This window comes from Microbacterium sp., assembly GCF_036566905.1.
In the GTDB taxonomy this organism is placed as follows: Bacteria; Actinomycetota; Actinomycetes; order Actinomycetales; family Microbacteriaceae; genus Microbacterium.
Window position 1 is genome coordinate 71,530 of the sequence record NZ_DATCVK010000218.1, and the last position, 12,403, is coordinate 83,932.

A 12,403-nucleotide genomic window follows, 5' to 3' on the forward strand; every position below is an offset into this window, starting at 1 on the left:
GGGCGTTCGGGGGAGCGGTGGACGGCGAGCTGTGGGATGTGACGGATGCCGACGGCATCCCGACCGGGCGCACGCACCGTCGTGGTGACCCGGACTTCCCTGCGGGGATGTTCCACATCGTGGCGTCGGTGTGCGTCGTGCGCGGCGACGGGCTCGTGCTCATGACGCGGCGCGCGGCCACCAAGGACTTCCCGCTGGACTGGGAGTTCCCCGCCGGCAGCGCTCTCACTGGCGAGACGAGCGCCGAGGCCGCGGTGCGTGAGCTGGCCGAGGAGGCCGGGGTGCGGGTCAGCGCCGACGACGTGGTGCTGGTCGGCCGGCTCACCGAGAGGACGGCCCTCTTCGACGTCTACGTCGCGGCCGTGGCCGGCGACCCGGCGCTGACGCTCGATCCGGAAGAGGTGTGCGAGAGCGCATGGGTCCCGTTCGCGGAGGCGCTTCGCCGCGCAGCGGCGGGGGAGATGGCAGCGCCGTGGGTGCGGCGCCTGGAGCAGTTCGGCCCGCGTCTGGCCGAGCTCGTGGAGTCGCGAGGCGCGTAGCCGGCTGATTCGCCGCGCGTCGGCTCGGGTGACGAGCCGATACGGCACAGCTGAGCCGATGCACCGCGCCAGCGCGCCCGTCAGTCGGGCAGCGGCATACCGCCGGCTCCGGGCTCGTCTGAAGGTGGCACCTCGCCTGCCGCGCCTTCGCCGATGACGGGCTTGGCAGCGGCGATGTGCGAGATCGAGCGCCACACCAGCAGCAGCGTGATCGCCGATCCTGCGAAGGCGAACCACCAGGGGGCGGTGAGTCCGAACAGCTGGGCCAGGATGCCGCCGATGAACTGCCCGATCACGAGTCCGCCGAAGACGCCCACCATGTTGACCGAGGCGATCCGGCCCTGCAGCTCCATCGGCACGAGTCGCTGGCGCACGGTGGTCGAGATCGTGCCCCACACGAAGGCGTACACCCCGAAGCCGAACATGATGACGAACGCGACCGCCGGCGACGTGGTCAGGGCGAAACTCAGGTGCATGAGCACCTCGAGCGACAGGCACACGCGCATGAGCGTCGAGAACGACACGTGCTTCTCGAGCCAGCCGAAGCTCGCGATGCCCACGAGGCCGCCGAGCGCGGACGCGGTGGTGAGTGCGCCGTAGCCGACGGCGCCCATGCCGAGGTGCTCGGTGGCGTAGAGCACGAGCACGCCCCAGGGGGCGGCCCAGGTGACGTTGAACACCAGGATGATGATCACGAGGGTGCGCACCGGCGCGTTGTGACGCAGCCATCGGAGGCCCTCGCGGATCGCGTGCACCTTGGTGCCCGCCGCACCGGGATGATCCGGCACGGGCGTGCGCGCGATGCGCGAGATGAGCAGCACAGCGAGCGACACGCAGACCACCTGCAGCAGGAACGGCCAGAACGAGCCGAGCGCGAACAGGAAGGCTCCCAGCGGCGGACCGGCAAGCTGGTTGGCCACGAGGTAACCCGCCTGCATCCGCGCGTTGCCGATGCCGAGGTCTGCCGGCTTCACCAGCATCGGCAGCAGCGTGCTGCCGGCGGAGTCGGCGAACACCTCCGCCGTGCCGTAGAGGAACGCCGTCGCGAGCACCAGCCACACGGTCGCCTGGCCGGTCACGAGGAAGCCGACCAGGGCGAGCACGACCACCGCTCGCAGCCCGTTCGCCAGCATCACGAGGCGGCGGCGGTCGTGGTGGTCGGCGACGGCGCCCGCGAGCAGGCCGAAGAGCAGCCACGGCAGGAACTGCATCATGGCGCCCGCGGCGACGAGGAACGGCGACGACGTCAGCGAGGCGATCAGCAGGGGCGCGGCGGCGAGTGCGATGCCGTCGCCGAGATTGCTCGTCCACGACGACGCGAGCAGCCACCGGAAGTCGGTCCCGAGGCGGCGCGGCGCGATGATCTCCCCGAGCGAAGGCATCCCGCCATCCTATGAGGGCGGCGGACGCGCGACGCGCGCTGCCGGGATGTGGCCTCAGCTCGTCGGTGCAGCGGCGCCCTTGTGCGTGAACAGCGTCTCGGTCTGCTCGATGTCCATGCCCTTGGTCTCGGGAATGCGCAGCAGCACGTAGAAGAACGAGAGCGCCGCGAACAGGGCGTACATGCCGTACGTGAGCGGCAGCGACCACGACGACATCGCCGGGAACGAGATCGTGATGAGGAAGTTCGCGATCCACTGCGCGCCGGCGGCGACCCCGAGCGCCTTGCCGCGGATGCGGCTGGGGAAGATCTCGCCGAGCAGCACCCAGACGAGGGGTCCCCACGAGGCGCCGAACCCGACGACGAAGACGTTCGCCGCGACGAGCGCGATCGGTCCCCAGGGAGCCGGCAGGGTCACCGCGCCCTCGGCGTCGGTCTCGGAGAACACGAACGAGAGCGCCATCAGTCCCAGCGAGAGCGCCATCATGACGGAGCCCGTGAGCAGGATGGGCTTACGCCCCACTCGGTCGACGAGGAAGATCGCGATGAGTGTGACCAGGACGTTCGTGATGGAGGTCACGACGCTGATCGTGAACGAGTCGCTCTCGTCGAACCCGACCGACTGCCACAGGCTCGTCGAGTAGTAGAAGATCACGTTGATGCCGACGAACTGCTGGAAGACCGACAGGATGATGCCGACCCAGACGATCCGCTGGAGGCCGAGCACAGGTCCTCGAAGCGACACGCCCTCGTTCTTGCGGTCGGTCTCGATCGCCGTCTGCAGGTCGCGGATGGTGTGGTCGAGGTCGGCGGCCGGGACGAGCCGCGAGAAGATCTCCTTCGCCTCGGCGTAGCGGCCCTTCGCGATGAGGTAGCGCGGCGACTCCGGCAGCGTGAACGACAGGATGCCGTAGACGGCCGACGGGATCACGCCGACGAGGAACATCCACCGCCACGCCTCGAGTCCGAACCACAGCACGTTGTCGGCGCCGCCCGCGGTGTTGGCGAGCAGGGCGTCCGACAGCAGCGCGGCGAAGATGCCGATCGTGATCGCGAGCTGCTGCAGCGACGCGAGGCCGCCGCGGATCTGTCGCGGGGCGATCTCGGCGATGTAGGCCGGCGCGATCACCGAAGCGATGCCGATGCCCAGTCCGCCGATGACGCGCCACAGCGCCAGGTCCCAGGCCGAGAACGCGAGGCCGGCCCCGATGGAGCTGACGAAGAACATGATCGCGCCGAGGAACATGACCCGCAGGCGCCCCCAGCGGTCCGACAGGTTGCCGGCGATGATCGCGCCGACGGCGCAGCCGAGCAGCGCGATCGCGACGACGAATCCGGTGATGACGTCGTTGAGCCCGAAGTCCTGCGAGATGGAGTCGACGGCGCCGTTGATGACCGACGAGTCGAAGCCGAACAGGAAGCCGCCGACGGCGGCGGCGACCGAGAGGCCGATCGCGCGGCGCCCGTAGGGGCTGCGGAGAGAGAACGCGTCTGCGGGGATCGATCCGGTCGAACTCATGGTCGTACGCTAGCGGCCGAGTGCGCCGAGGGCGAGGCCATCGACGGCTCGTCGGCGAACCCGCGCGGGCGGCTGCCGCCGCCGTCGCAGAACGGCTGCTGCGACCCCGCGATGTCTGCGACCACGGGTTCCCCGGCCAGGCGCCGCGGCGACGATGGGTACAGTGAACGCATGCCCGTGACACTCCTCGGTGCGGCCGAGATCCGCGCGCTGGCCGCCGACCTCGACGTGACGCCGACCAAGAAACTCGGGCAGAACTTCGTCGTCGACGCCAACACGGTCCGCAAGATCGTGACTGTCGCAGAGGTGTCTCCCGGCGACCGCGTGGTCGAGGTGGGGCCCGGACTCGGGTCGCTGACCCTCGCGATCCTCGAGGCGGGCGCGTCCGTCACCGCCGTCGAGATCGACCACCGACTCGCCGAGCGTCTGCCGGCGACGGCGGCCGCCCACGGCGTCGCAGACGGCGCCCTCACCGTCGTCGACGCGGACGCGCTGCGCGTGACCGAGCTGCCCGGCGACCCCGCCGTGCTCGTGGCGAACCTGCCCTACAACGTCAGCGTGCCGGTGCTGCTGCACTTCCTCGAGAACTTCCCCGGCCTCCAACGCGGTGTCGTGATGGTTCAGGCCGAGGTGGGGGAGCGCCTCGCCGCCCCGCCCGGATCGAAGGTGTACGGCGCGCCGAGCGTCAAGGCCGCCTGGTACGGACCCTGGCGCCTGGCCGGCACCGTCTCGCGCCAGGTGTTCTGGCCCGTCCCCAACGTCGACAGCGTGCTGGTGGGATTCCGCCGCGACCCCGAGCCGCGCGGCGACGAGACCTTGCGCCGGAGGACGTTCGGCATCGTCGATGCCGCGTTCCAGCAGCGGCGGAAGATGCTGCGTCAGGCTACGTCGGGCGTTCTCGGCGGCACCGCGGCCGCCGCATCCGCGGTGCTGGAGAGCGCCGGCGTGGCGCCGACCGCCCGCGGCGAGGACCTCTCCATCGACGATTTCGTGCGCATCGCGCAAGCCGCCGGAGACGCCACCGTCGTGTGAGTTTGGTGATTGTTCACCGTGTGGTGACCGGATGCGCCGAAACATGCCGGTAACATTTCTGCGTCTGCCGTCCCGTTCACGGGCAGCTCGCCTCGCGGTGGACCGGAGTGAATCGACATGCGACCCGCCGAGTATCCGGCCCCTGAACGCATCTTGCTGCACATCAGCGACACCCACCTGCGTGCGGCGTCGACGCCTCGCCTCTTCGACGCCCTGGACGGTGCGGCTCAGCTGGCCCGCGCGCTGGGGGTCATCGAGGACTCGGGCATCCGGCCCGACGCGGTCGTCTTCACGGGCGACCTCGTCGACCTGGGGGAGCGCGGCGCCTATGCGGACCTGCGCGCCCTCGTCGAGCCGTTCGCCGCGCGCATCGGCGCCCGCGTGCTCTGGGTGATGGGCAATCACGACGATCGCGCGGCGTTCCGCGCCGAGCTGTTCGGCGAGGCGTCCGACACGCGTCCCGTCGACCGCGTCGACGAGCTCGACGGCCTCCGCGTCGTCACCCTCGACACGAGCGTCCCGGGGCACCACTACGGCGAACTGCGCGACGAGCAGCTCGCGTGGCTGACCGAGGTGCTGGCGACGCCCGCCCCGCTCGGCACCATCCTCGCCATGCACCACCCACCGGTTCCGGCTGTGCTGCCGCTCGCGGCGAGCGTGGAGCTGCGCGACCAGGCGCGCCTGGCGTCGGTGCTGCGCGGCAGCGACGTCCGCGCCATCATCGCCGGCCACCTGCACTACTCGACCTTCGCGACCTTCGCCGGCATCCCCGTGTCGGTGGCGTCATCCACCTGCTACGCGCAGGACCTGACGGTCCCCGTCGGCGGCACCCGCCCGCAGGACGGCGCGCAGGCGTTCAACCTCGTGCACGTCTACGACGACACCGTCGTGCACTCGGTGGTGCCCGTCGACGCTCCGCGCACACTCGAGTACATCGACCCCGACGAGGCGCAGCGCCGCCTGCGCCTGGCCGAGGTCGCGCCCTTCAGCGCCGTGCGGAGGGATGCGCCGACCGAGCCGATTCCTCTGCTGCGCTGAGCTCAGCGCGCTCCCACGGCGCCCGCACCGGGAACATGCGCTCCAGCGCATCTCGCAGGCTCCGAACGCGCACGTCCTCGGGGACCTCGGCATTGCCGCCGTCGTTCAGGCAGAACATGTCGACGTCGGTGCGGTCGGCCAGGCGCTGCATGCGGCGAAGCCCCGACGCCATCGTGGTCTGCGCGTAGCGCACGCGCGGCTCGCGCGTGGCGACCGCCCGCCCGGTCATGAGCGCGTAGTAGTGGTAGAGGCTGTTGGTGACCGAGATGTCGGTGGCGGAGCGGAAGCGGGACGCCGCGGTCCGGGCGAAGTCGTCGGGGAAGGCGGCCTCGAGCTCGGTCATCACGCTCTTGCGCAGCGGTGTCGCGCAGTGGTCGAGGTCGCGCACGATCGTGCGCCCGAACCGCTCGCTGAGGAGGGCTCGGTTGACGCGGAGTCCGTTGTCGTGGCCGCTGCGATGCAGCGCCGGCGCTCCGGATCCGATCCGCACCTCGCACTCGACGAACTTCGTCACTCCCGCGGGCGTGAAGAACAGCTCCGGCTCCACCAGCCGCCCGAAGAACATGTCGTCGTTCGAGTACAGGAAGTGCTCGGCCAGCCCCGGGATCCGGTGCAGCTGCGCCTCGACGGCGTGCGAGTTGTGGGTCGGCAGCACCGACGGGTCTGCGAAGAACTCCTCGCTGCGGACGATCGTGACCTTGGGGTGGTCGAGGAGCCACGACGGCGCGGGCGAGTCGGTCGCGATGAAGATCCGCCGCACCCAGGGGGCGTACATGTGGACGCTCCGCAGCGCGTAGCGCAGCTCGTCCACGTGCCGGAAGCGCGCAGGGCTGTCGTCGCCGTCGCCGACGACGTACTCCGCCATCTGGGCGGCGCGCATGCGCTGGAAGGCGCTCGAGGAGCCGTCCACCCACGAGAAGACGAGGTCGACCTCCTCGGTGAACTCGTGAGGCTGCGGATCGAACATGCCGTCCAGCGTCCGCCAGGGACGCCCGTAGCGCTCGACCGTCGTGTACGACAGGTCGTCGGCGGGCGTGAGCTTGCGGGTGAGCGCGTTGTCGTGCGGCGCCTCGACGAGGTCGCCGGTGGAGCGCCAGAACTCGAGGTGGGCGCCGAGCGCGGCGGTGTAGCGCAGCGTGCCGTTGCGGCTGATCCGGGGACGGTAGACACGCACGGCCGATGGCGCTGCGGCGAGAGGTGGTGCGTCGGAGGCGAGCACCGGGGGACGCCCCTTCGCCTTGAGGTACACGGGCTCCGTTTCGCAGAGGCCGGCGAGCGCGGCCAGGGCGGCGTCCCGATCGTCGAGGTCGACGGCCAGCGCCGGGATCGCGCGATCGTGGCGGATCAGGGTCACGGTGATGCCGGCCGCCTCCAGGGCGCCGGCGACGAGCAGCAGATCCGTCGTGCGGGCCTCGACCGGCGTGACATCGTCGTGCACGAGATGCAGGATGCCGCGGTCGACGGCGATGTCCGCGCGCTCCAGCAGTCCCGTCCATGTGCGGGCGGGCTGCGGCAGAGCCGAGAGTGCGGCCATATTTCCTCCTTCGCTGGCGACGACGTGTCGCCGTCCGGTGTGGTCACCTTAGGCATCATCCGTTACGAAGACGTTTCCGCCCCCATCCTTGACACGGCGCATCGCGTGTGCCTGCCGCCCTGGGCGCAGGTGAAGCACACGCCGGGGGCCGTCACCTGCGCACCGGACGCCGCGCCGATAGCCTGGACCGGTGACCGAAGACGCGCGCTACCTGTCCCGTGGAGGAGACCTCCACCGCCCCTACGCCGCCGCCGCCGACCGCTACGCCCGCGCGGAGTACCGACGCGTCGGCACGTCGGGGCTCACCCTTCCTCCCGTCTCGCTCGGCCTGTGGTGGAACTTCGGCGACAACATCCCGTTCGACAACCAGCGGGGGCTGCTGCGGCACGCCTTCGACCGCGGGATCACCCACTTCGATCTGGCCAACAATTACGGCCCGCCCTACGGCAGCGCCGAGACGAACTTCGGCCGCATGATGCGCGAGGACTTCGCCCCGTACCGCGACGAGCTCATCATCTCGTCGAAGGCCGGCTACGACATGTGGCACGGGCCCTACGGGAACGGCGGCGCGCGCAAGTACCTTCTCGCAAGCGCCGAGCAGTCGCTGAGACGCATGAGCGTCGACTACGTCGACATCTTCTACTCGCACCGCGTCGACCCGGACGTCCCGGTCGAAGAGACCGTGGGCGCGCTCGACACGCTCGTGCGTCAGGGCAAGGCCCTCTACGTGGGCATCTCGTCTTACAGCGCCGAGCGGACTGCGGTCGCGGCATCCGTCGCCCGCTCGCTGGGCACGCCGCTGGTCATCCACCAGCCCTCGTACTCGATCCTCAACCGCTGGGTCGAAGACGGCTTGACGGGCGTCCTGAAGCACGAGGGCATGGGGGCGATCGCCTTCACGCCGCTCGCCCAGGGCCTGCTCACCGACAAGTACCTCGGCGACGGCTCCGCCGAGCGTGCGCAGCAGCGCGCGTCGCTTCCGGGCGGCTCGCTCAGCGAGAAGGGCCTCACCACCCTCCGCTCGCTCGACGTCATCGCGAAGGAGCGCGGGCAGTCGCTCGCCCAGATGGCGATCCAGTGGGTGCTGCGTGACCCCGTGGTCGCGTCCGCGCTGATCGGCGCATCGCGCCCGGCGCAGCTCGATGAGAACCTCAAGGCGCTCGACGGTCCCGCATTCGACGCGGAGGAGCTCGAGCGCATCGACGCGCTGTCGGACGGCATCGACGTGGACCTCTGGGCGGAATCGGCGAACCGGTGACTCAGGCCCTCGCCGCCGACGGCGTCCGGGTGCGGGCGCCGGGCAAGCTGAACCTCTTCTTCGAGGTCGGCGGCGTGCACGAGGACGGCTACCACGACGTCGCGTCGGCGTACCAGGCGGTCTCGCTCTACGAGGACGTGTGGGCCTCGCCGTCCGACGAGTTCACCGTGGCGATCTCGGGCTCGGTCGACGTGTCGGGAGTGCCGGCCGACGACCGCAATCTCGCCGTGCGCGCGGCGCGCCTCGTGGCTCAGCGCATCGGGTACTCCGGCGGCGTGCATCTCGACATCGTCAAGCACGTGCCCGTCGCCGGCGGCATGGGCGGCGGATCCGCGGATGCCGCGGCCGCCCTCGTCGCCTGCGACGCGCTGTGGGGGGCAGAGCTGGGCAGCGCGGAACTGCACAAACTGGCGTCCCGGCTGGGTGCCGACGTTCCGTTCGCCCTGATGGGAGGAACGGCGATCGGAACCGGCCGCGGCGACCAGCTCAGCCCCGCCCTCGCGAAGGGCCGGTTCGACTGGGTGGTGGTGCCGTCGAACGCGGGACTGTCGACGCCCGAGGTGTACGCGCACCTCGACGAGCTGCGCGCGCGCCCCGACATCGCGGCGACGAGGACGCCTGCGGTGGATCCGGCGGTGCTGCAGGCTCTGCGCGCCGGCGACCCGGTCGCCCTCGCGGAGCACACCCGCAACGACCTGCAGATCGCGGCGCTCTCCATGCGGCCGCAGCTGCGGGAGGTGCTGGAGCTCGGCGAGGAGTCCGGAGCGCTCGCCGGGCTGGTGTCGGGGTCCGGCCCTACCCTGGCATTCCTGACCGTCGATCCGGAGTCCGCGCTCGAACTGCAGATCACGCTCTCGGCCGCGGGGTACGAGGCGCTTCACGTGCACGGCCCGGTGGCCGGGGCGCGCGTGGTCACCTGACCGGCGACCTGAGTCCCCGAGTTCCGCACGTCGACCTGAGCCCGCACTGGCGGGCGTGGAGAGGAAGATCCCCATGAAGACGCTCGATCTCACGCACGGTGCCGACGAGTCCGACCGCGTCGCGTTCCGCACCGGCCCCGTCGATGAGGAGTCCCGCACACGGCTCGCGGCGAACGGCCTCGACTACCGCCGGCTCGCGGTCGACCACGACGGGTTCGTCGGCTGGCTGCAGAGCGTGGCGAGAGGATTCCAGGACGGCGAGCGCACCGACGAGCAGGTCTCGGCCTCGCGCGACCGCAGCGGTTACCGGCGGCTCACGGGTGTCTACGATCCCGCCGGTCCGATGGCCGACGCGCCGGTGGCGACGATCGCCTCCTGGCTCGGCGAGCTCACCGTGCCCGGCGGCGCGGCGATCCCGTCGTGCGCGATCTCGGCGGTCACGGTGGCGCCGACCCACCGCCGGCGCGGCGTCGCCCGGGCCATGCTCGAGGGGGAGCTGCGGGCCGCTCAGGCCGCAGGCATCCCGATGGCGATGCTCACGGTGAGCGAGTCGCCGCTCTACGGCCGCTACGGATTCGCTCCCGCCGCGGCGAGCACGTCGTGGGAGATCGAGACGAAGCGCGCGGCGTGGATCGGCCCGCAGCCCGCCGGGCGCATCGACTTCGTCACCCGCGAGCGCGTGCGGGAGCTGCTGCCGTCGCTGCACGAGCGTGTGCGTCACCGCTTCCCCGGCGAGATCGACGTTCCGGGAAGCCATTGGGATGGGTTCGCCGGCACGAATCCGGCCGCGGAGAAGGTCGGCGAGAAGCGCGCCGTGCAGTACACGGATGCCGCGGGCGAGGTGCGAGGCGCCGCGGTGTACGCCGTGCGCGAGAACCACGACGACTTCACCAAGGCGACGGTCACGGTCCACTACCTCCTCGCCGAGACGGACGACGCGTACGCGGCGCTGTGGCGGTTCCTGCTGGAGCTCGACCTGGTGGCGGAGGTTCACGCGGGCGAGCTGTCGATCGACGAGCCGCTGCTGTGGATGATCGCCGACCAGCGTGCGGCGAAGGTCACGGTGCGCGATCACCAGTACGTGCGGATCATCGACGTGGTCGCATGCCTCGAGGCCCGTCGCTACGGCGCCGCGGGCACGCTCGTACTCGACGTCTCCGATCCGATCGGGCTCTCGACGGGCCGTTACCTGCTCGAGGTCGGCGACGCCGGCGTCGGACGCGTGACCGCCCTGGCCGACGGCGCGGCGCCCGCGGGGGCCGTAGAGGTCGCCCTCGGAATCACCGAGCTGTCCGCCACCTACCTCGGAGCCGTGTCGCCCGCGACGCTCGTCGCGGCGGGCCGGGTGGAGACGACGGATGCCGCGACCGCCGCTCGCGTGCTGGGCTGGCACACCGCGCCGCGGCTGAGCATCTGGTACTGACGCCCGCAGATCCTCGCGCACGACGCCCGGCGGGAACACATCGGCAGGCGGGCAGGTTCGGTCCTCTGGGGCAGACCAACCCACCTGGAGGAATGATGAAGGCTGTGCTCAACGGCGTGGTGATCGCCGAGGCCGACAAGGACGACCTCGTGCGCATCGAGGGCAACTGGTACTGGCCGCCGGTGGCGGTCGCGAAGGGCGCCCTGGTCGAGAGCACGACGCCCTACACCTGCCCGTGGAAGGGTGAGGCGCAGTACTTCAGCGTCCGGGCCGGTGAGCACGAGCACACCGACCGTGCGTGGTCGTACCCGACCCCGCACGCCAGCGCCGTGACGCGCGTCGGGGCCGACTTCTCGGGGTACGTCGCATTCGACCGCGCCGTGCAGATCGCCGACTGACCCGGTCTCCTCGACGCCGGGCGCGCGGCGAGCCCTTCCGGCTCGCCTAGCCTGGAGGGGACATGGCACTTTCGCCAGTTCCGCGCAACCGCGCGGGCGCTGGAGTCCGTGCCAAGTTCGTGCCAATTTTTCGGCTCACCTAAATCTCTACATCGGCCTCTCACAGACGTATATATGCGTCAGAGGGAGCACACGATGCCAACGAGAAAACTGCCGTCCGGGAAGACCCAGGCGCGGCGCTGGGACAAGACCAGAAGCAAGTACGTCAGTCTGGGGACCTTCGATACCGAGGAAGCCGCCGAGCGGGCCATCACGAAGGCCGACCTCATCGAAGAGATGGGGTTGGTTCCGGAATCGACCGGCACGAAGAGAGCACCGCGCGCTCGTGGCCGCGAGAAGTTCGCCACGTACGCCGAGCGCAAGCTGAACCTGAAGCGCCACAAGATCAAGCGGACGACATTTCACACGTACTCGTTTAATCTTCAGGCCCACCTGATGCCGACATTCGGTTCGACGGCGCTCGCAGACATCTCCGTCGAACGGGTCGAAACGTGGTGGACGACCATGGAGCAGAACCCGCACGGTCGCCGGAAGGCATACGCGCTCCTCAATCAGTTCATGAAGCGTGCCGTCAAAGAGCGCATCCTCACCGAGAACCCGTGCCAGGTGGAGGGAGCGACGAAAGACCCTTCGAAGAAGCGTCCGACGTTCACTGTCGGAGACTTCCGCATGCTTCACGACATGGCCGACTCCGAGCAGATGAAAGCCATGCTTTGGGTACTCGTGGGTACTGGAGCGAGGGCGGGGGAGGCGCTCGCGCTCAAGTGGGAAGACATCGATCTGACAGCCGGGAGGGTGGACATCCACCGGCACCGGACGAACTACGGAGAGTTCGACGGCACGAAGAGCCACGAGGATGGCAGAAGAGTCCTCATGATGCCTCAGGAGGCCACAGACGCTCTTTTCAGGCTGTATAAGTCAAGGAACGCCGTACCCGGTGACTACGTTTTTCTGACGGCGTACGGCAAGCCGATGAGCTATAACTCCTTCTCCCATCATTTCGTCAAACTCAAGCTCGCCTGCGGGTTGGACGACATGCATGCTCACGACCTCCGGCACGTTCACCTGTCCGCGTTCGCGAAGAATGCGACCTTGGCTGAGGTCATGAGCCGGGCCGGACATAGCGACTATCGGTCCGCGCTCCGCTACCAGCATGTGGACGAGGAGCGCCAGCGGGCGATTGTGTCTCAGATGACCTTCTAGGCGTCTGGGGTCGCTCGCGTCGTCCGGGCATTTCTAGCGTTAGTGCGTACGTCCTCTATGTATGTCGTAGCCGCACGTGTGCGGGAATCTCGCGGCAT

The 12,403-nt window shown here is 69.9% G+C and carries 11 protein-coding genes; 8 read left to right on the forward strand and 3 right to left on the reverse strand.

Features of this window, described 5'->3' with window-relative positions; translation table 11 throughout:
- The first annotated feature begins 17 nt into the window (after positions 1–17).
- On the forward strand, positions 18–539 hold the full coding sequence (locus VIP82_RS19035; RefSeq protein ID WP_331911504.1) for an NUDIX hydrolase: 522 nt from the start codon (positions 18–20) through the stop codon (positions 537–539).
- 80 nt (positions 540–619) lie between these two features.
- Here the strand turns inward: VIP82_RS19035 and VIP82_RS19040 are convergent, their stop codons facing one another.
- Together VIP82_RS19040 and VIP82_RS19045 are read right to left on the reverse strand one after the other, a co-directional pair.
- The gene (locus tag VIP82_RS19040; RefSeq protein ID WP_331911506.1) at positions 620–1,921 is read right to left on the reverse strand and encodes an MFS transporter; all 1,302 of its coding nucleotides are present in this window, start codon (positions 1,919–1,921) and stop codon (positions 620–622) included.
- A 54-nt stretch (positions 1,922–1,975) separates the two neighbouring features.
- Positions 1,976–3,439, reverse strand: coding sequence for a sugar porter family MFS transporter (locus VIP82_RS19045; RefSeq protein WP_331911508.1), 1,464 nt, complete (start codon positions 3,437–3,439; stop codon positions 1,976–1,978).
- Positions 3,440–3,610: 171 nt separating this feature from the next.
- Here VIP82_RS19045 and rsmA point away from each other — a divergent pair, with 171 nt between their 5' ends.
- Both rsmA and VIP82_RS19055 read left to right on the forward strand, forming a co-directional pair.
- Entirely contained in the window at positions 3,611–4,471 is an 861-nt protein-coding gene (gene rsmA, locus VIP82_RS19050; RefSeq protein WP_331911510.1) for a 16S rRNA (adenine(1518)-N(6)/adenine(1519)-N(6))-dimethyltransferase RsmA, read from the forward strand.
- A gap of 117 nt (positions 4,472–4,588) precedes the next feature.
- Positions 4,589–5,509 (forward strand): phosphodiesterase, encoded by a 921-nt coding sequence (locus VIP82_RS19055; protein ID WP_331911512.1) that lies wholly within the window; start codon positions 4,589–4,591, stop codon positions 5,507–5,509.
- On the opposite strand, the gene VIP82_RS19060 is transcribed toward VIP82_RS19055, so the two are convergent.
- A complete protein-coding gene (locus tag VIP82_RS19060; protein ID WP_331911514.1) occupies positions 5,457–7,043 on the reverse strand; it encodes a stealth family protein in 1,587 nt (528 codons plus the stop codon). The genes VIP82_RS19055 and VIP82_RS19060 overlap by 53 nt on opposite strands.
- Positions 7,044–7,233: 190 nt before the next feature.
- Between VIP82_RS19060 and VIP82_RS19065 the strand changes: the two genes are divergently transcribed.
- The 5 genes from VIP82_RS19065 to VIP82_RS19085 all read left to right on the forward strand — a co-directional run bounded on the left by VIP82_RS19065 (position 7,234) and on the right by VIP82_RS19085 (position 12,305).
- Positions 7,234–8,301 (forward strand): aldo/keto reductase, encoded by a 1,068-nt coding sequence (locus VIP82_RS19065; RefSeq protein ID WP_331911516.1) that lies wholly within the window; start codon positions 7,234–7,236, stop codon positions 8,299–8,301.
- Entirely contained in the window at positions 8,298–9,221 is a 924-nt protein-coding gene (locus tag VIP82_RS19070; RefSeq protein ID WP_331911518.1) for a 4-(cytidine 5'-diphospho)-2-C-methyl-D-erythritol kinase, read from the forward strand. The genes VIP82_RS19065 and VIP82_RS19070 overlap by 4 nt, the downstream gene beginning before the upstream one ends.
- Before the next feature lie 73 nt (positions 9,222–9,294).
- The gene (locus VIP82_RS19075) at positions 9,295–10,644 is read left to right on the forward strand and encodes a GNAT family N-acetyltransferase (RefSeq protein ID WP_331911520.1); all 1,350 of its coding nucleotides are present in this window, start codon (positions 9,295–9,297) and stop codon (positions 10,642–10,644) included.
- A gap of 95 nt (positions 10,645–10,739) precedes the next feature.
- Positions 10,740–11,042 (forward strand): DUF427 domain-containing protein, encoded by a 303-nt coding sequence (locus VIP82_RS19080; RefSeq protein ID WP_331911522.1) that lies wholly within the window; start codon positions 10,740–10,742, stop codon positions 11,040–11,042.
- A gap of 195 nt (positions 11,043–11,237) precedes the next feature.
- Positions 11,238–12,305 (forward strand): tyrosine-type recombinase/integrase, encoded by a 1,068-nt coding sequence (locus VIP82_RS19085; protein WP_331911524.1) that lies wholly within the window; start codon positions 11,238–11,240, stop codon positions 12,303–12,305.
- The last annotated feature ends 98 nt before the right edge of the window (positions 12,306–12,403 follow it).

Coding starts and splice junctions, on each gene's coding strand:
- VIP82_RS19055 (WP_331911512.1), top strand. CDS start 4,589: ATGCGACCCGCCGAGTATCCGGCCCCTGAACGCATCTTGCTGCACATC.
- rsmA (WP_331911510.1), top strand. CDS start 3,611: ATGCCCGTGACACTCCTCGGTGCGGCCGAGATCCGCGCGCTGGCCGCC.
- VIP82_RS19040 (WP_331911506.1), bottom strand. CDS start 1,921: ATGCCTTCGCTCGGGGAGATCATCGCGCCGCGCCGCCTCGGGACCGAC.
- VIP82_RS19080 (WP_331911522.1), top strand. CDS start 10,740: ATGAAGGCTGTGCTCAACGGCGTGGTGATCGCCGAGGCCGACAAGGAC.
- VIP82_RS19075 (WP_331911520.1), top strand. CDS start 9,295: ATGAAGACGCTCGATCTCACGCACGGTGCCGACGAGTCCGACCGCGTC.
- VIP82_RS19060 (WP_331911514.1), bottom strand. CDS start 7,043: ATGGCCGCACTCTCGGCTCTGCCGCAGCCCGCCCGCACATGGACGGGA.
- VIP82_RS19085 (WP_331911524.1), top strand. CDS start 11,238: ATGCCAACGAGAAAACTGCCGTCCGGGAAGACCCAGGCGCGGCGCTGG.
- VIP82_RS19045 (WP_331911508.1), bottom strand. CDS start 3,439: ATGAGTTCGACCGGATCGATCCCCGCAGACGCGTTCTCTCTCCGCAGC.